The 18405-nt window shown below is 45.3% G+C and carries 16 protein-coding genes; 7 read left to right on the plus strand and 9 right to left on the minus strand.

Features of this window, described 5'->3' with window-relative positions; genetic code table 11:
- The first annotated feature begins 37 nt into the window (after positions 1-37).
- From NST74_RS25275 to NST74_RS25300, 6 genes are all read left to right on the plus strand, one after another.
- Complete coding sequence (locus NST74_RS25275) at positions 38-1006, plus strand: LacI family DNA-binding transcriptional regulator (RefSeq protein ID WP_341115972.1); 969 nt, start codon at positions 38-40, stop codon at positions 1004-1006.
- A 98-nt stretch (positions 1007-1104) separates the two neighbouring features.
- Positions 1105-1776, plus strand: a complete 672-nt coding sequence (locus tag NST74_RS25280; protein ID WP_341115080.1) for a response regulator transcription factor — start codon at positions 1105-1107, stop codon at positions 1774-1776.
- On the plus strand, positions 1773-2852 hold the full coding sequence (locus tag NST74_RS25285; protein WP_341115082.1) for a sensor histidine kinase: 1080 nt from the start codon (positions 1773-1775) through the stop codon (positions 2850-2852). The genes NST74_RS25280 and NST74_RS25285 overlap by 4 nt, the downstream gene beginning before the upstream one ends.
- On the plus strand, positions 2849-3334 hold the full coding sequence (locus NST74_RS25290) for a GNAT family N-acetyltransferase (protein WP_341115083.1): 486 nt from the start codon (positions 2849-2851) through the stop codon (positions 3332-3334). The genes NST74_RS25285 and NST74_RS25290 overlap by 4 nt, the downstream gene beginning before the upstream one ends.
- A 168-nt stretch (positions 3335-3502) precedes the next feature.
- Positions 3503-5260 (plus strand): ABC transporter ATP-binding protein, encoded by a 1758-nt coding sequence (locus NST74_RS25295; RefSeq protein ID WP_341115084.1) that lies wholly within the window; start codon positions 3503-3505, stop codon positions 5258-5260.
- Complete coding sequence (locus NST74_RS25300; RefSeq protein ID WP_341115085.1) at positions 5260-7020, plus strand: ABC transporter ATP-binding protein; 1761 nt, start codon at positions 5260-5262, stop codon at positions 7018-7020. Before NST74_RS25295 ends, NST74_RS25300 begins: the two co-directional genes overlap by 1 nt.
- A gap of 71 nt (positions 7021-7091) precedes the next feature.
- Here the strand turns inward: NST74_RS25300 and NST74_RS25305 are convergent, their stop codons facing one another.
- Together NST74_RS25305 and NST74_RS25310 are read right to left on the minus strand one after the other, a co-directional pair.
- Positions 7092-7880 carry a TrmH family RNA methyltransferase gene (locus NST74_RS25305; protein ID WP_341115087.1) on the minus strand — a complete coding sequence of 263 codons (789 nt, stop codon included), beginning with the start codon at positions 7878-7880 and terminating at the stop codon, positions 7092-7094.
- Between the two features lie 308 nt (positions 7881-8188).
- Positions 8189-8848: a potassium channel family protein gene (locus NST74_RS25310; protein WP_042191745.1), complete on the minus strand. Its 660-nt coding sequence runs from the start codon at positions 8846-8848 to the stop codon at positions 8189-8191.
- Between the two features lie 187 nt (positions 8849-9035).
- On the opposite strand from NST74_RS25310, the gene NST74_RS25315 reads away from it, so the two are divergent.
- Positions 9036-9272, plus strand: coding sequence for a small acid-soluble spore protein SspI (locus NST74_RS25315; protein ID WP_042130985.1), 237 nt, complete (start codon positions 9036-9038; stop codon positions 9270-9272).
- Between the two features lie 98 nt (positions 9273-9370).
- On the opposite strand, the gene NST74_RS25320 is transcribed toward NST74_RS25315, so the two are convergent.
- From NST74_RS25320 to NST74_RS25350, 7 genes are all read right to left on the minus strand, one after another.
- On the minus strand, positions 9371-10969 hold the full coding sequence (locus NST74_RS25320; RefSeq protein ID WP_341115089.1) for a peptide chain release factor 3: 1599 nt from the start codon (positions 10967-10969) through the stop codon (positions 9371-9373).
- Between the two features lie 1305 nt (positions 10970-12274).
- Positions 12275-13825, minus strand: a complete 1551-nt coding sequence (gene zwf / locus NST74_RS25325; RefSeq protein ID WP_341115090.1) for a glucose-6-phosphate dehydrogenase — start codon at positions 13823-13825, stop codon at positions 12275-12277.
- A 190-nt stretch (positions 13826-14015) separates the two neighbouring features.
- Positions 14016-14831: a YwmB family TATA-box binding protein gene (locus NST74_RS25330; protein WP_341115091.1), complete on the minus strand. Its 816-nt coding sequence runs from the start codon at positions 14829-14831 to the stop codon at positions 14016-14018.
- A gap of 196 nt (positions 14832-15027) precedes the next feature.
- Complete coding sequence (locus NST74_RS25335) at positions 15028-15681, minus strand: response regulator (protein ID WP_036685532.1); 654 nt, start codon at positions 15679-15681, stop codon at positions 15028-15030.
- A gap of 18 nt (positions 15682-15699) precedes the next feature.
- Positions 15700-16734: a sensor histidine kinase gene (locus tag NST74_RS25340; protein ID WP_042130991.1), complete on the minus strand. Its 1035-nt coding sequence runs from the start codon at positions 16732-16734 to the stop codon at positions 15700-15702.
- 30 nt (positions 16735-16764) lie between these two features.
- On the minus strand, positions 16765-17412 hold the full coding sequence (gene liaF, locus NST74_RS25345) for a cell wall-active antibiotics response protein LiaF (protein ID WP_042130992.1): 648 nt from the start codon (positions 17410-17412) through the stop codon (positions 16765-16767).
- Between the two features lie 286 nt (positions 17413-17698).
- Positions 17699-18403: a PspA/IM30 family protein gene (locus NST74_RS25350; RefSeq protein WP_042130993.1), complete on the minus strand. Its 705-nt coding sequence runs from the start codon at positions 18401-18403 to the stop codon at positions 17699-17701.
- Positions 18404-18405 lie beyond the last annotated feature (2 nt).

The raw sequence follows: 18405 nt of genomic DNA on the forward strand, positions 1-18405 counted from the left end.
CATGTCAAGTATTATTCATGTGAAGGAGAACAAACCGATGTCCACTCTTGACGAAATTGCTAAGCTATCGGGCTTTTCCAAAGCCACGGTGTCCCGCGTCCTGAACCAATCGCCTCATGTTAGCAAGGAGACTCGTGAGAAAATTCTCGCCATTATGAAGGAAACGGATTATGTTCCTAACCGAAATGCCATTTCTTTATCCAAAGGTCAGACGCAGCAAATCGGCATGATCACCATGGACTTAAACGAGCTTATTCTGAGCTTTATGAACAGCTTCGTCGAAATCTCCGGTCGTTACGGATACCAGACGATTATTTATACTACCGGTGGGGATAAGCAAAAGGAGCTTCAGGCTTTTGAGGATCTCAAAATGAAACGAGTCGACGCCCTGCTCATCCTGACATCCGTTAACGAACAGAATGTCATCTCTTCCTACTGCAAATACGGACCCATCGTATCCTGGCAGCGCATGGACCATCCTGATATACCGTCCGTTGCCATGAACCAATATGATGGATACGCACTCGCTTTGGAGCATTTGATAGCGCGGGGTTATAAGCGTATCGCTAATGCCTTCGGCCGTCCCAGCAGCATTAATACCCAAAGCAGACGCCTGGCCTATGAGCACATCATGACCAAATATAATCTTCCCGTTGTCGAGAATTGGTATTACTCTACGATTTACAGCATCCACGACGGAGAGCAGTTACTGCGCACCCTTATGGATGAAACAGACCGGCCGGACGCGATTTTGTGCTCTAATGATTTGGTCGCGGCGGGCATTCTCAGCGAAGCACGCAGGCAGAAATTGGACGTGCCCGGGGATCTCGCCATCGTTGGTTTTGATCATTCAGAGCTGTCGCGAACCCTTGGAATCACCACCATTCTGAATCCGATTGCGGGACAGGCAGAGAACGCTTTTCTTCTGCTGGCTCCAGTGCTACTTGGGCGGGAGATGGAACTGCAGCCACTGTCGTTTCAACTAATTCAACGGGAGACAACCTAGTTTGCCCATTGTTATAGTATTACCCGGCCAAAAAGGAGCATTCCAAAACTTTGTAATGCAATTAATCGGTTAAATCTTGAACCTATTGGAGTGAAACCATGATTAAGATCCTCGTTGTGGAAGATGATAAGCATGTCAGAAAGCTGATGAACGCTGTCCTGAAACGGGAAGGTTATGAAGTGTTAACGGCTGAAAATGGCATCCAGGCACTGGAAGTTCTTGAAGTCCAGCATATCGATCTAATTATTCTCGATATCATGATGCCAGGGATGGATGGTTACGAATTTGCCGAAGAGCTAAGGAATGCGAACAACACAATCCCGATCCTCATGGCCACGGCCAAGCAGCTTCCAGAAGATAAGAAAAAAGGATTCCGCCTCGGAACGGACGATTACATGACCAAACCTGTGGATACAGAAGAAATGCTCTTGAGAATTCAAGCCCTTTTGCGCCGCTCACAGATTGTAAGCGCCCGTAAGCTTGTTGTTGGTAAAGTCATTCTTGATTTCGATGCGTTAACAGTAACTCGAGACAATGAAAAACAGACGCTTCCCCAAAAGGAATTCCATCTCCTCTATAAGCTTTTATCCTATCCGGAGCGCATTTTCACTCGCATCCAGCTGATGGACGAAATCTGGGGGATGGACAGCGAAACGACGGACACTACGGTTAATGTGCACATCAATCGCTTGCGAAAACGGTTTGAAAACTATCCGGAGTTCGAACTTGTGTCCGTCCGCGGTCTCGGTTATAAGGCGGTGAGAACATGATCAAAAAGCTAAGTAGCAAAATCAGTCTGCCGATCTACTTCTCGATTGGTGTATTCATCATTTTCCTCATTACAATGCTGATCACCGGAATCCTGACCTATCTATCTCTAGTCTTCGGTCTGCTCGATGAGCGGATTCTACAGGACAAAAAAATTCTCACCTTGATTATATTAATTGCCTGCACCATTATCGGCACCGTCATATCGATCATTACCAGTCGTAGAATGCTGAAATCAATCCATACCTTTATTGATGCCATTGACAAGTTAGCCGGAGGGGACTTCTCCATGCGGCTACAGCTCAAACACCCTCCGGAATTCAAGATTCTCTCCGAGAATATTAACCGGATGGCTGAGGAGCTGGGTGGCATTGAAATTCTGCGCACAGACTTTGTAAACAATTTCTCCCATGAATTCCGTACTCCGATTGTATCGATTAAAGGGTTCGCTGAAATCCTGAAGGATGATGAGCTGAGCAAGGACGAACGGAATGAATATCTGGATATTGTTATCGAAGAATCTACCCGCCTGGTCGCTCTGGCCTCAAATGTCCTGAACCTCTCCAAAGTGGAAGCACAAGCGATATTAAGCGATCGACAACCCTTCAATGTTGGAGAACAAATTCGCCAATGCGTCCTGCTACAGCATACTAAACTTACGAAAAAGCATATTTCCTTCAAAGCCAACGTGCAGGATTATGAGGTACCCGGGAATAAAGAGATGTTGAGCCAGGTCTGGCTAAATTTATTAGACAATGCGATCAAATTCACGCCCGAGCACGGTGAAATCGAAGTTACCATGAGGCGGTTGAAGGATCAGGTCGAAATTACGTTCCGTGATAATGGAGTAGGCATTAGTCCAAATGCACTCCCCAAGGTCTTCGACAAGTTCTATCAACAGGATACCTCTCACTCTACTGCCGGTAATGGCTTGGGGCTTACGATTGTCCAAAAAATCATTGAGCTGCATGATGGAATCATCACCTGCGACAGTGTTCCAATGCAAGGAACCACTTTCACTGTACTGCTCCCCGATTTTAAAAAGGTAAGAAAAGAAATGGGGGCTACCAATAAATGAGTGTAAAATTCAAAAAACTGAGCAGCTTTAATCGGGGAATTCTCTTTGAATTATTGATAGATGCGTATTCATTTGATCGAAGATATGAACTAAGCTCTATTTCTGATTGGCAGGATTGTGACAATTTTTTCTTTGACCATTTACAAATTGCTGATAAATATGCTTTTATCACAACTGTAAATGATGAACCCATCGGATTTGTGGTGTGGGACCCGAGAAACATGCCTGAGTATGCAGAAATCGGGCATAATTGCATTGCTTCGAAACATAAAGGCAATGGCTATGGTAAAATCCAGCTTCAAGAGGCGGTTAATAGAATCAGCCAGAATGATGTAAAAAAAATTATTGTGACCACAAATGATGATCTAAACCCTGCTCAACGGATGTATGAAAGTGTTGGATTCACAATGTATCAAAAAAGGAGAAATGAGAACGGCGCAGATTTTATTGAAGAATTCATAGATTATGTATATTTTTTATAAAATGTTAAGGTGTTCACGTATATCCTGCTCAAACATAAGAGGCTATCCCAAGCAGTCATTCTATGGCTTAAGGGGTGGTCTCTTCTTTCATTTCATAGCAAAAGTTAATTTTCAGTTTATCATTCTCCGTTACGATCATAGCAATGATAATGCAAAGGAGTCATTCTTATGTTGAAATTACTCAAGAATCTGGAACCCAAAGAATGGTTCTTATTCGGTATCAGCCTCATGTTCATTATCGCTCAAGTTTGGCTGGATTTAGAACTGCCTGACTACATGAGTGATATTACCCGGCTGATCCAGACACCAGGAAGCGAAATGAATGAGATCCTTGTGGCAGGAGGCTGGATGCTGCTCTGTGCTCTTGGCAGTCTGGCGACCTCGGTGGTTGTAGCAGGCATTGCTGCGAGAATAGCGGCCGACTTGTCTGCAAGATTGCGTTCCAATTTGTTCGATAAGGTGCAGTCCTTCTCCATGGAGGAGATCAGCAACTTCTCAACAGCAAGTCTAATTACCCGTTCCACGAATGACATCACGCAAGTACAAATGCTGATTGTGATCGGCTTACAACTGCTTGTGAAAGCTCCAATCCTTGCAGTGTGGGCGTTACTCAAGATTTCCGGCAAAAGCTGGCAGTGGACCCTTTCTACAGGTGTCGCGGTCGCACTGCTCGTAATTATTGTCGCGATCTGCATCGTGCTTGTCCTGCCTAAATTTAAGAAGCTGCAGCTGCTTACAGATAATCTGAATCGTGTATCCAGAGAGAATCTTAACGGTCTTCGTGTCATCCGGGCTTACAATGCCGAGCAATATCAGGAAAAGAAGTTCGCTGTAGCCAACAACGAGCTTACCAGTACCAATCTATTTGCCAACAATGTTATGACCATGTTGATGCCAAGTATTACTTTGATTATGAGCGGGTTAAGCCTCTCCATCTATTGGATCGGTGCCGTGCTCATTCAAGCAGCCGAGGGGACAGCCAAGATGGGCTTGTTCTCAGATATGATCGTATTCTCATCTTATGCCATGCAAGTGGTTATGGCCTTTATGATGCTGATTATGATCTTTATTCTACTGCCCCGTGCTCAAGTATCGGCTAAGCGTATCAATGAAGTGCTAGAAACAGTACCTAGCTTGAAGAATGGATCAGTAACTCAATTCCCTGTGAAGCGAGAAGATGAAATTGAATTCAGAGGGGTTAGCTTCAAATATCCAGATGCAGAGGAATATGTGTTGGAGAACATCAGCTTCACGGCGAAGCAGGGGGAGACGGTTGCTTTTATCGGATCTACAGGCTGCGGGAAAAGTACACTTGTTAACCTCATCCCCCGTTTCTATGATGCTACAGAAGGCGAAGTGCTGGTAAATGGCATCAATGTCAAAGAATACGACCAGCAAGCGCTGCGGAATAAAATGGGCTACGTCTCCCAGAAGGCTGTTTTGTTTGGAGGAACAGTGTCCTCCAATATTGCATTTGGTGAGAACGGCTCCGGTCAGGTCCTCAGTTCAGATATTGTAGATGCGGTGTACACTTCCCAATCCTCTGAATTTGTAGAAAAGCTAGAGGGGAACTATGAGGCCCATATCGCCCAAGGCGGATCAAATCTCTCTGGCGGACAGAAACAACGGCTGTCGATTGCCAGGGCGATTGCACGACGTCCAGAAATATTAATCTTTGACGATTCTTTCTCGGCGCTTGACTATAAGACCGACCGCAAATTACGCAGTGAGCTAAAAAAAGACGCGAATGACTCAACAATGCTGATCGTAGCTCAGCGTATCGGTACAATCAAAGACGCCGATAAAATCATTGTTCTGGAAGCCGGACAAATCGCCGGTATCGGAACTCATGACCAATTAATGCAAACCTGCAGCGTATATCAGGAAATTGCCTACTCACAGCTGACCAAGGAGGAGCTTGCCTAATGAAGATTAAGAATAAGAGTCAGAATACATGGAGCAAGCTGCTCCGTTACTGCCGCAAGTATGTTCCTGTGATCGTAATTGCGCTAATCTGCGCGGCGGCTGGAACGGTACTCACGTTATTCGGTCCGGATAAGCTCTCCGAGATCACCGACAAGATTACAGCCGGCCTCGTCAGCGGCATCGATATGGACGGCATTACTGCCATTGGCATTACCCTCGTCGTGATCTACGGCGTCGGTGCGTTGTTGTCACTCTCGCAAGGGTTGATCATGTCGAATATTACCCAAAAAGTCTCCAAGAAATTAAGAACCGACCTCGCTCATAAAATGAACAGACTTCCGATCTCTTACTACAACAAGTCGGCAACCGGGGACATTCTCTCCCGGGTTACCAACGATGTGGATACCATCGGTCAGGCCCTCAATCAGAGTATCGGTACTGTAGTGACCGCTGTCGCAATGTTCATCGGTTCCATTATCATGATGCTCCGGACCAATGTGATCATGACCATCACCGCTGTCGTTGCAACTATCATCGGCTTCGGTCTTATGGCGATCATCATGAAGAAATCGCAAAAGTATTTTGCCAGTCAGCAGGAATATTTGGGCAAAATCAACGGTCATGTTGAAGAAGTGTACACAGGGCATAACGTGGTAAAAGCATATAACGGGGAAGCGCAGATGCGCACTACCTTCCAGGAATTGAATCAAGGGCTGAAGAACAGCGCCTTCAAAGCGCAATTCCTCTCTGGACTGATGCCACCGCTTATGGGCTTCATTGGTAATCTAGGCTTTGTCGCCGTCTGTGTCGTGGGTGCTGTATTAGCCATGAATGGTACGATTTCATTCGGGGTCATTGTCGCCTTCATCATGTATGTACGGTACTTCACCCAGCCGTTGTCTCAGATCGCCCAAGCCGCACAGAATTTGCAATCGGCATCCGCCGCTGGAGGGCGTGTATTTGAATTCCTAGAGGCTGAAGAAATGGAAGACGAGAGTTTGAAAGAACGCACGCTGGCAACTGCTGAAGGCAAAGTACGTTTTGATCAAGTACAATTTGCATATGAGACTTCAGAGAAGCTGATTATCAAAAACTTCTCGGCAGACGTAAAGCCCGGGCAAAAAGTTGCCATAGTAGGACCTACCGGTGCAGGGAAGACCACTCTCGTTAATCTGCTCATCCGCTTCAACGAATTAACAGGCGGAGAAATTTACATTGATGATACGCCGATCAGCAGCCTTACGAGAGAGAACATTCATGATCTATTCTGTATGGTCCTGCAGGATACCTGGCTGTTTGAGGGTACCATCAAAGAGAACCTGATTTACAATCAGCAGAATATAACAGACGAGAAGCTTGAAGAAGCCTGCAAGGCTGTTGGCCTGCACCGCTTCATTCAAACCTTAAGTGATGGTTACAATACTATCCTTAATGATAAGGTCAATTTATCCGCCGGCCAAAAGCAGCAGCTGACCATCGCTCGCGCGATGCTAAAGGATGCGCCGATGCTCATTCTTGATGAAGCTACAAGCTCGGTGGATACCCGTACAGAGCTGCTGATTCAGCAGGCGATGGATAAGCTTATGGAAGGCAGAACCTCTTTCGTTATCGCACACCGACTCTCAACGATCAAGAATGCCGATGTGATTCTGGTCCTGAAGGACGGCGATATCTTGGAAAGCGGCAGCCACGCAGAATTGCTGGCTCAGAACGGATTCTATGCAGAGCTCTACAATAGCCAATTTGAACAGGCTTCTTAAAAACGACAAAAAACTGCAACTCAATCATGAGCTTGCAGTTTTTTATCGTCCGTTCCTTTTTTAGAAGCAGCTTATGCCTCCCGCTGCCGCATCCCCTCAAACAGCAAAATCGTTGCTGCCATCGCCGCATTTAGTGATTCAGCGCGGCCTGCCATCGGGATGATGATACTCTTGTCCACGAGTCGCGCAGTTTCCGGCGAAATGCCTTTGCCCTCACTGCCAATCAACAGCCACTGACTGCCGTGAAAATCATGCTGATAGCACGATTCTTCTCCCTGCAGCGAAGTACTTACCAGCAGTGCCCCGCGTTCCCGGGCCTGTGGCAAGATCTCACTTAGATCTCCCTCCACCACCGGGAGATGGAACATTGAGCCCATCGTGGAACGGATGGTCTTCGGATTGTACAGGTCGGCACAGCCTTGGCCGAGGATCACTCCGTCTGCTCCCGCAGCATCCGCACTACGGATGATGGTGCCGACATTGCCGGGGTCCTGGACACCGTCCAGGACAACCACCAGACTATCCTTCTTCGCTAGGATAGCCTCTACCGCCTGCTGTTCCTTCCGCACGATGGCGAACACCGGCTGCGGTGTATTAGTGCTGCTGCATTTCGAGATAATGGCCGCTGACACGCCAATCACATCCATGCCCTGAACGGACTGAAGAAGCCCCTTGAGTTCAGCGGGCATTCCTTTGTCGAGGTCATAGGCCAAACATTCCACATCTGCTTCAGCCAGCAGTGCTTCCTGTACCAGATGAACGCCTTCTACGATATATTTACGAGCCTTGTCACGGTGCTTTTTCTCCTGCAGCCCGGCCCACTCTTTAACCCGCGTATTTTGCGGAGACATGATTTCCATAAAGTCTTCCTTTCTTATGCCTTGCCATTTATTCTTGTTCTTATATCTTTGTTCTTTATCTTTATCTTTGTTCTTCTTCTCTTCTACTCCCCTATAAACCTGATGATTACGTTATGGAGAGGAAATTTGGAACTGTAGGAGCGTAAGCGTTCGCCCGAAAGCTTTACGTAGTAAAGCTCACTTCGAAAGCATAAGCAGTCTCGGGATTTTATCCGCAGCAAGCGGTTCAAATCAAAAAAATCTGGAGACAACAGCGACCGGAACTCCGACTTTCCTCGGAATAACGCTTATCATCAGAATCGCCTCACCTACTGATACGCGATTTCAAGCTTTGTCAGATTATCCTTATGCCCAACGATTACAAGAATATCCCCGTCGATCAAGCGATCCTCTGCGCGAGGGGAGATGTTCATCTCTTCACCTTGGCGAATAGCCATTACGTTACAGCCATATTTTGCGCGGATATCGAGCTCTTGTAGATTTTTTCCGATCATCGATCCGGATACCTTCATGTCCAAAATACTATAATCAGGCGACAGCTCGATATAATCCAATATATTAGGCGAAGCCAAATGATGCGCAACCCGCATTCCCATATCCCGTTCAGGATAAATCACCTTGTCCGCACCAATTTTACCTAATACTTTGCCGTGCAGTTCACTTTTGGCTTTTGCAATAATTGCTGGCACTCCAAGATCCTTCAGGATTAAAGTTGTCAGAATGCTAGCTTGGATGTCCTCACCAATGGCCACAACGACTACATCAAAATTGCGAATACCAAGTGCGCGTAACGCTTCCTCATCCGTAGAATCTGCAGATACAGCGTGCGTAACTATATTTGAAATCTCCTGTGTTCGCTGCTCGTCCGCATCAATCGCAAGTACATCAAACCCCATACCGCTGAGCGCTCTAGCAACACTGGATCCGAAACGTCCCATGCCAATGATGGCATATTGTTTTTTGGCCATGTCTATATGTACCTCCCGTAGCATTCTATATCTCAAATAGTATAGCATAAGCCAAGAAGAAACGTCATTGTCGTCCTTTATGGATGACAACCGTTTCTCGTAGCAAAAACTTGAATTTCCAACACCCATACAGGGTACATTAAAACGAAGTGAATATCACTACATTCCAAAAAGGAGGTACTTTTTCATGCCAGTTACCATTGACTTACGTCAGGCGATTATTCATAAAGTGCATGGTCAATCTGAAGAGGATTTGCGGCATATGATTGAAGGCTCGGTAGACGGACCGGAAGCAGCACTCCCGGGACTTGGCGCCGTGTTTGAAATGATATGGAAAGACTTGGACACCGCTAAACAAGATAATTTGGTCTCTATGCTGCATGATCACTTGGAGACAATTACCCCTGGCAATATCACTTCATAACTAGACGTAATTAGCCAAAAACCTCCGCCTTACCATAGTGAAACTCACCTATGGAGGCGGAGGTTTTTATTAACAATCAGGAAGTTATAGCTTCCTTACTATAGCAATGTTTTTGGAGCCATCTCCAGGAACGTAGCTGTCGGGTTCTTATCAATCGCTGTCCGCATAGCATATTCATTCTCGAACAACACTACAAAATTGCCCTTCTTATCTGTAACGAGCGTAGAGTTAATACGGAACTTACTCGCATCCGGTTTAGCATCATCTACGATCCAACGCGCGAACTGGTATGGCATACGCTGTAACTGAACATCTACACCATATTCACCCTTCATGCGGTACTCGAACACCTCAAACTGCAGCTGTCCAACTACGCCGAGCAGAATATCGTCAAAGTTAACCGTACGGAATACTTGAATCATACCCTCTTCAGTCAGCTGATCGACACCCTTTTGGAATTGCTTCGATTTCAAAGCATTTTTAATACTCACTTTAGCAAAAATCTCTGGTGAGAATGTTGGCAGCTCATCGAATTCCAAATCACCGGCCTGACTCAGTGTATCTCCAATTCTAAAAATACCTGGATCAAACAGCCCGATAATATCTCCCGGAAAAGCTTCCTCTACGATATCACGGTCTTGCGCCAAGAATTGTTGCGGCTGGGCCAGCTTAATGTCCTTACCTGCACGCACATGTTTTACGCTCATCCCACGTTCGAACTTCCCGGATACAATACGCAGGAAAGCAATCCGGTCACGGTGAGCCGGGTTCATATTGGCTTGGATTTTGAATACATAACCAGTGAATTTCTCATTCATTGGTTCTACCAAACCTGTAGTACTACGGCGTGGTTCAGGCTTCGGTGCCAGATCCAAGAAATTATCGAGGAAAGTCTGTACGCCGAAATTGTTGATCGCACTACCAAAGAACACAGGTGTGAGTTCACCACTTAGTACTTTTTCATAGTCAAAAGCGTCACCTGCTACATCCAGCAACTCCAGATCCTGACACAATTGATCATGCAGATATTCTCCAGCCATTTCACGAATGATTGGATCACGATATCCATCAACCTTCTGAACCTTGATTACGGAATGATCATCACCTTGGAACAGTTCTACCTGATTCTTCATCCGGTCATATACACCACATAATTCACGGCCACTGCCGATCGGCCAGTTCATTGGCACAGAGCGAATACCCAGTACCTGCTCCAGCTCTTCCATCAGATCAAACGGGCTGCGTCCTTCACGGTCTAGCTTATTAATAAAGGTAAAGATCGGAATCCCACGTTTCGCACAGACCTGAAACAGTTTCGTCGTTTGGGTTTCCACACCTTTTGCCACGTCGATAAGCATGACCGCACTATCCGCTGCAGTTAGTGTACGGTAGGTGTCCTCACTAAAGTCTTGGTGACCCGGAGTATCCAAAATATTCACACGGTGATTCAAGTAATCAAACTGCATAACAGAGGAAGTAACAGAGATCCCCCGCTGCTTCTCAATTTCCATCCAGTCACTCGTTGCATGCTTGTTCGCTTTACGGGCCTTAACGGTTCCCGCCAGACGGATAGCGCCACCGAATAACAGTAGTTTTTCCGTTAAAGTTGTTTTACCCGCATCCGGGTGGGAAATGATCGCAAAGGTTCTGCGTCTGTCCACTTCCTTTTGCAGCTTCTGATCTATCGCTTTGTTCATTACACATATCCCTTCATATATAAAATTCCTGCTTCTGCTTCGATTACACTGGGGTTATCTTCAAATCGGTGCTCTGCTCATTGTTCATACCCCTTCATTTCTAAATGAATAGCTATCTTAGGTCTAGCTCCAGTCCGCTTCAAGTGAAAGCATCCTCTAAAGTATATCAAAACAAGGCAGACATTATCTACTAAAAAGCTATTACAGCAAAATATCTCCCAAATCAGGTCTGTATCCTGTTCACCAGTTCCCATAGCTCAATAAGAAAAACGCCTGTCGGCGTCCTTGGAGGTAGCGTTACAAGCTGAGTACATCCGTTCCATACTCGTATCCATATGCACCTTCGTAAGGTTAAGCTTACGGACGGTACGGATCTTTATTTCACGATGAAATGAGCACATATATTAGGGATGAATCGTATTGCACTTATTCCCTAATAACAACCCCATTCCTGGGTGATTCAGGGCGGATAACAGCGCTAGCTCGTTTATGCTACCCGAGGCACATTTTATTCGGTTTTTCGCATACATTTGGCTCATTTACGTTACCGGCGGCACATTGTATTCGATTTTTCGCATACATATGGCTCATTTACGTTACTGGGAGCACATTTTATTCGGTTTTTCGCATACATTTGGCTCATTTACGTTACTGGGAGCACATTGTATTAGGTTTTTCGCATACAATCGGCTCGTTTATGTTACTGGAGGCACATTGTATTCGGTTTTTCGCATACAATCGACTCGTTTACATTACTGGCGGCACATTGTATTCGATTTTTCGCATACATTTGGCTCGTTTATGTTACCGGAGGCACATTGTATTCGATTTTTCGCATACATTTGTCCGTAAGCTCGACTAAAACATGCATTTCGGAGGATAAGGTCCGCTCGTTCCGTCCCAAAGAGGTGTGTATTAATTGGAAACAGGGTTCCCCATGGTCACACGTTGAATACAGACCCCTCCCTTGAATTCGTTTCACATTTCTCCGCAGTCTCTTATAGTAAATAGTTGTATTTCCTACACTTATTTGAAGTATTAGCATTTCCAATCGCCTTTAGTTGTATTTGATGCAATTAAAAAATCAATGTGCTAGCTTTTCAGCCTTATACGGAGAAAATAGTTGCAGAAAATACACCTAAAACACTAATCTCCACCCACAATGCGATTTTAATTGTACATAGTGCAGTTATTTATAAAAGTAGCTCATATCCCCAAGCACCGTCTGAAGTCAGATCTATTGGATCTCAGCATTACAAAAAATCTCCCTGCATCCTCTGCAGGGAGATAGCATTAACTCAAAGTTTAGTTATTCTTCAACCATACTACATTATCTTCTTCCTGACCGTTTACCGGCCACCAATGGAAGCCATCCTCAGCAAGCAGTTGATCCGCTTCAACCGGACCCCAAGTGCCAGCAGGATAAGACGATAGATCACTCGACTCTTCCTTCCAAGCCTTCGCAATACGATCCACGAACGACCATGCCGATGATACCTCATCCCAACGCGTGAAATAAGTTGAATCTCCGCGTGCCGCATCATGAAGCAAGCGCTCGTAAGCTTCCGGGGAATTGATTCCAACCAAGCAGCTTTGACAGAAGTCCATAGCGAGCGGTTGAATTTCAGACTCAGAACCCGGCTTCTTGGCATTAATCTTCACATAAATGCCTTCCATAGGGTTCACACGGATAACAAGCAGGTTAGGCTCCAGCGTATGCTTTTGGCCCAAATAAACATTGGTTGGCATGCCCTTGAACTCAACTACCACTTCCGTTGTCTTCACCGGTAGACGTTTACCTGTACGAATATAGAAAGGAACTCCAGCCCAGCGGAAGTTATCTACAAACACACGGGCAGCAAAATACGTCTCGGTACTCGATTCAGGATCAACCTTATCTTCCTGACGATAAGCAGGAAGGGTCTTTCCATTATGCAAGCCTTGAATATACTGTGCTCTCACGACGTTCTCACGAACCTCGTCAGATGTACCATAAGGACGAAGGGAACGAAGTACCTTCACCTTCTCGTCTCGAATATCTTCTGCAAGCAGACGGCTTGGTGGTTCCATTGCGATCATAGTCAGCAGTTGCAATATATGATTCTGGCCCATATCCCGTAACGCTCCAGCATGGTCATAATAACCACCACGCTCTTCAACACCTACGGTTTCGCCAAGTGTAATTTGAATATTGGCAATATGCTTATTATTCCAAAGCGGCTCGAAAAAAGCATTGGCAAAACGAATGACTTCAATATTTTGAACCATTTCTTTACCAAGATAATGATCGATCCGGTAGATCTCCTCTTCCTTGAACACCTCACGGATCTGCTCGTTCAGCTGCTCAGCTGACTCCAGATTATATCCAAAAGGCTTCTCGATGACGAGGCGATTCCAACCTGTGCTATCCAGCATGCCGCCAGCTTTAAGGTTGAACGAGACACTGCCGAACAATTCAGGTGCCAGCGCAAGATAGAACATCCGATTGCCCGGAATTCTAAACTTCTCTTCAAGCGCTTCTGTTTGAGTTCTTAATTCACGGAAGCCATCAATATCGTTGATGTCCAGAGATTTGTATTCAAAATGCTGTACAAACTCGTTCCATTCGTTCTCTTCTCCCGCTTTATAACGGCAGAATTCAAGGATGGATTCCTTCACATCACTTCTAAATTCTTCCTGAGTACGCGGGCGCCGCGCCACGCCAATTACCGCAAAATCATGTGCCAGCTTACCTTCACGGTACAAGCTGTAAATCGCCGGGAAAAGCTTACGCCGGGCTAAATCTCCGGTTGCCCCAAAGATAAAAAAGACAGCACCGGGTGTGTGCAGTGCATCAAGGGTTTGATTTTCAGCCATGGCTCCTCATCTTTCTGTATGTAATATAGTTTATTGACATTCTCAGCGTCGAGAAAACGACGTTATGTCATTTTAGCATATTCCTAAAAAGGATGCTATCAGATTCCTGACAAATACTCTCGGGATTTCGCAAATTTCAATTAAAATTTCTTATTACTAATTATATCTTCGCTTATAATAGAGGAATTTGTCAGTATTCAATGGTGATTAAAGGAAAACCAATCGTTAGGCGATTCGTCCCATTTTGATCTTCCTGATGCACTGCGATTTGCGCTGAAACCGAATGGTTACCGCTAACAACGGAGCGTTTCAAATCAGGAATCGAATATGTACGGCTGACTGTTGCTACATCCGTATAGCTCTCTTTCTCATCCACGGCTTTAAACTGCTCTTTAAGTAACCCTTCTGTTTGCGACAGTACGCCTTCTGGTCCTCCCTGTTGTTCAGCAACGCCTTGAAGGGATGCATTCCATTCTGCCTTGATATTACTCTGTTCTAGGATTGTACTAACTTCATCGGCAGCCCCCTGAAAGCTAGCTTTATCCTTTAAATCAGCTGTATCTAGCGTCACAATAACATAGCTATTTCCTTCACCAAGCTCGCTCCAAAATAAGGAAAGACGTGATTTATCTTGTTGTACCGCTGTTGAACGATAAGTCGTATGCCCTTCTTCATCACTTCCTGATGGCACATTCAATCCAAGATGCGTGCTAAGCTTAGCCACTTCTGCAGCAGGATCATCGTAACCGCTGATTGCCCCTTGCCATTTTAAAACGACACGTAGGGATGAACCGTAAACTGTTGTCTTTGTTCCAAGATCTATTAGACTCATCAGAGAAGAATTCAGTTCTGATGTTACTGATACATGTGAAATTACTTCGTCAGGATCGACTGAGTTCGCTTTAGCACTTTGAAGGTTTACCAGTAAAGCTACAGTGCAGCACAGGAATAATAATATACAAAGAGTCCCTTTTTTTGTTCTGTTGTTCAGCATAGCCTTCAGCATGATTCATTCTCCTTTTCGAACCTTTCTAGCAATCTACTAGACAGTATGTACGTATTAGGAGATTCTATACCTGATTTATCCCCACTAAGAAGGGCTTTGTTTCGATTTGTACTATGGTACTTCGCTGGGACCCCAAATATATACTTTCTTATCCTGTAAAAAAGGACTGAAGCAAATGGCTTCAGTCCTTTGGTTTCTATTCAGCTAGTCCATTTTTATATGCATAAATTGCTGCTTGGGTTCGATCTTCCACACCCAGCTTCGCGAGAATATTCGTTACATGAAATTTCACTGTTTTGATCCCAATAATTAGTTGATCAGCGATATCCTGATTCGATTTACCTTGCGCCAGCAGACGTAATACTTCCATCTCGCGCTCGGTAAGCTCTTTATAAGCAGGGGATTCACCCTTGGCATTGTTTCGAAACCGATTCATCATTTTTGAGGCGACTTGTGACTCGAGTACAGACTGCCCTCTTGCCGCAGCGCGTATGGCATCCGCAACTTCACTAGCTCGCGAGGTCTTTAATAGATAACTGAACGCACCCGCCTCAATCACCGGATACATTTTTTCATCATCCAGATAGCTTGTTAACACAATCACTTTGATTTCGGGATATTGCTTCATTAATTGTTTTGTCGTTTCAATCCCATCCATCCCGTCCATTACGAGATCCATCAGGACTACATCCGGATTGTACTCTTGTGCCAGGCGGATACCTTCTTCTCCGCTTCCAGCTTCACCTACGACTTCAATCCCGTCTTCAGTCCCAAGTACAGCAGCTAGTCCGATCCGTACCATTTCATGATCATCTACAAGTAATACCTTAATGGCTTCCTCCATCTCCATGGTCACTCTTTCCTCCTATTATTCATTGACTAACGGAACGGTTATTTCAATCCGCATTCCTTTACCCGGAGCGGTAATAAACTGAATGGAACCCCCGATTTCATTCATCCGCTCCTGCATGTTCGACAAACCGTAGGAAGTTTGTTTACTCTCATCCAATTCAAAACCAATCCCATCATCACGGAGCGTCAAACGAACCGTATCTCCTCGCCGATGCAGTCTGATTTCCATCTTCTCTGCTTTCGCATGACGAAGCGTATTGGAGATTGCCTCCTGCACAATTCGGAATAAGTGATTCTCTACCCCTTTTAACAATTGTACATCAGGATCCATCTCGAACACGATTTCAATCGGAACCTTAACCTTAAGCTCCTTGATCAACTCCTGCAGCCCCTGTGCTAATCCCTTACCTTCCAAATAAACAGGTCGCAAATGCAGCAATAGTGCTCTCATCTCTGATTGCGCTACAGCAGACATTTCTTCAATAAGTGCAATTTGCCTTTGCGCCTTGTCAAAATCCTTCTCCAGCGTCCGGCCTACAGCCGTGGCGGTCATAGAAATTGCGAACAGCTGCTGGGAGACAGCATCATGCAGTTCACGCGCAAGCCGCTGACGCTCCTCCATAATAGCAGATACTCTGGCCTGTTCCGCGAGCTTTGCGTTATTTGTAGACAAACGCTGTAGCGTTGTCACTTGGTTTTCCCATTTTCCGCTGATTCGGCCCAATTGTTCTCCGAGCCTTCCCAGCTCATCGTCACCCAAGTCAGGCATAGATAGCGTTAGGTTGCCCTTCTCCCACAATACGAGGGTTTCTCTCAAGCGTTCCAACTTTCGCTTTACACGAAAGCTCTGATAGAACCCAAAGCCAACTCCGAACCCCATGGGTAACAGAATTAGTGTGAATGCCGTGCGTAATCCAATCATCCAGCTTTCAAAGGGCTTCAAATAGCCATATGTATACATGGTGTACAATATCACAAGCAGCATGACAAAAGAGAACAGAGCCCCCTCACCCATACTGCGTGACATCATGTTTTTGTTCTTTTTTTCCATATGGGGACCCTCCCTTCTGTATCAAACTAATCAGGATAATCGCACATCCAAATCTCCCATCAAATAAGACACACTAAACTTCACCTTATATTCACTGCTATCATAGTTAGGGGATTTCCAATTCAGACGGTTCAGCATACCTGTATCGCGCCCATTACCGAATTCAATCGATCCAAAAAGCACAAAGGCTTCAATTTCCACACCATAATCATCCGACAATTGAATGTCCATATCACCAAAGATTCCTTGAAACAGCATAACTGTTTCTTTTTGCTCCGCCATAGCCAGCGAAAGATCAAGATCGGCTTCCCCGAGGATATGCCATGAGCTAAGACTGTGCATCACCCAAGGTGAGCGATCCCAGTCAAATCTAGACGAGAAGTTCTGCTTCTGCATAAACCCTTCCTTGCGCTGAACTCTTTTGGATTTAGTAAAAAACATTCCCAGAGAGATCAAACAAATCCCCAGTACGAGCACCAAATGATCCAGCAAAAGCAGTATAGCGCCAATTCCGAGCAGCTTATAACCCTGCTTCACCTTGCCTGACGTTGTACGGTAGACCCCTAGAAGCAGGAATAGAAGCGCGACAATGGAGAAAAAGCCGAGCCATCTACCAAAAATCATCATGCAGCCAACACCGATCAGTCCGATGGCAATCAAACGGTTTCGTTTATCCATTTCGCACCTCCCAAAAGTTTTGCTTAGCAAAACTTTCTTCTATAGTATCCGTGAATTAATAGTCACTCCGAGGAAAGTTTGGACTTTCGCTCGCTGTTGCTCCTGCAGTTCCAAACTTCCTCTCCCTGACTATTCACCGGATTAAAGTTTAAGTTTTGCTTCGAAAAACATACTCAGCAATATATTATAGCCAGCCGCTATAAAAGCCATATCGGTATGGAGATCCATACCGTATGGCTTCTTCTTGTCCAGCATATCATATCTACTTAAGTTTTAGGAACAGGATTTATTCTTCTTTTTTGTTTAAAGAAGGAGCCGCTGGTGTATCATTCAGCTTGCTTTTCAATGCAGCCAGTTGCTCATCCACTTTCAGTTGCTTCTCAACATCCACTGGTTTAGTGTAAGCCGCGGATGGGCTGTAAGGTGCACGCAGTACATCTGCTTCTGCTTCAAGCTGCATAATTTTTTCTTCCATCCGGTGGAATCCGAGTGACGCACTGCCACTTTCGATGGAATGTACACTGCTGATTTGCGACATTTGTTTCTTCGCTTTAGCCATTTGAGCACGGGATACGAGCTCGTTACGCTTGTTGCGCAGCTTGTAGAATTCATCCTTCATATCGTGCAGCTGTCCTACCAATTCCTTCGCTTGTACTTCAGCTTGAGCGTGAAGATCGCTGTATTCCGCTTGTTTTTGATCGAAGTAAATTTTTTCCTCCAACAGCTTGCGAGTCACTTCTTCTTGGCCATTTTTCAATGCCAGTTCAGCTTGTGCTCCACGTTGTGCGGACATTTTTGCTGCTTCTTCCACGCGTTGCTTCATGCGGCGTTCATTCGCCATTTGTTTAGCAACTGTAACTTCAGCTTCGTGAATTTCAGCCTCCATATCGCGCAGATATTGGTTAAGCATTACGATTGGGTCCTCTACCTTATCCAACAAGTCATTTACCGACGCCTTAGTCATATCTTTAATTCTTTGAAATACTCCCATGA

This window comes from Paenibacillus sp. FSL F4-0125, assembly GCF_038008565.1.
Classification (GTDB): domain Bacteria; phylum Bacillota; class Bacilli; order Paenibacillales; family Paenibacillaceae; genus Paenibacillus_AQ.

Excerpts from the sequence above, each read along its gene's own strand:
- NST74_RS25340 (WP_042130991.1), bottom strand. The coding sequence starts at position 16,734 with ATGGAAAAAAAGAACAAAAACATGATGTCACGCAGTATGGGTGAGGGG.
- NST74_RS25300 (WP_341115085.1), top strand. The coding sequence starts at position 5,260 with ATGAAGATTAAGAATAAGAGTCAGAATACATGGAGCAAGCTGCTCCGT.
- NST74_RS25330 (WP_341115091.1), bottom strand. The coding sequence starts at position 14,831 with ATGCTGAAGGCTATGCTGAACAACAGAACAAAAAAAGGGACTCTTTGT.
- zwf (WP_341115090.1), bottom strand. The coding sequence starts at position 13,825 with ATGGCTGAAAATCAAACCCTTGATGCACTGCACACACCCGGTGCTGTC.
- NST74_RS25285 (WP_341115082.1), top strand. The coding sequence starts at position 1,773 with ATGATCAAAAAGCTAAGTAGCAAAATCAGTCTGCCGATCTACTTCTCG.
- NST74_RS25290 (WP_341115083.1), top strand. The coding sequence starts at position 2,849 with ATGAGTGTAAAATTCAAAAAACTGAGCAGCTTTAATCGGGGAATTCTC.
- NST74_RS25335 (WP_036685532.1), bottom strand. The coding sequence starts at position 15,681 with ATGGAGATGGAGGAAGCCATTAAGGTATTACTTGTAGATGATCATGAA.
- NST74_RS25320 (WP_341115089.1), bottom strand. The coding sequence starts at position 10,969 with ATGAACAAAGCGATAGATCAGAAGCTGCAAAAGGAAGTGGACAGACGC.
- NST74_RS25305 (WP_341115087.1), bottom strand. The coding sequence starts at position 7,880 with ATGGAAATCATGTCTCCGCAAAATACGCGGGTTAAAGAGTGGGCCGGG.
- NST74_RS25315 (WP_042130985.1), top strand. The coding sequence starts at position 9,036 with ATGCCAGTTACCATTGACTTACGTCAGGCGATTATTCATAAAGTGCAT.
- NST74_RS25295 (WP_341115084.1), top strand. The coding sequence starts at position 3,503 with ATGTTGAAATTACTCAAGAATCTGGAACCCAAAGAATGGTTCTTATTC.
- NST74_RS25310 (WP_042191745.1), bottom strand. The coding sequence starts at position 8,848 with ATGGCCAAAAAACAATATGCCATCATTGGCATGGGACGTTTCGGATCC.
- NST74_RS25350 (WP_042130993.1), bottom strand. The coding sequence starts at position 18,403 with ATGGGAGTATTTCAAAGAATTAAAGATATGACTAAGGCGTCGGTAAAT.
- NST74_RS25280 (WP_341115080.1), top strand. The coding sequence starts at position 1,105 with ATGATTAAGATCCTCGTTGTGGAAGATGATAAGCATGTCAGAAAGCTG.
- liaF (WP_042130992.1), bottom strand. The coding sequence starts at position 17,412 with ATGGATAAACGAAACCGTTTGATTGCCATCGGACTGATCGGTGTTGGC.
- NST74_RS25275 (WP_341115972.1), top strand. The coding sequence starts at position 38 with ATGTCCACTCTTGACGAAATTGCTAAGCTATCGGGCTTTTCCAAAGCC.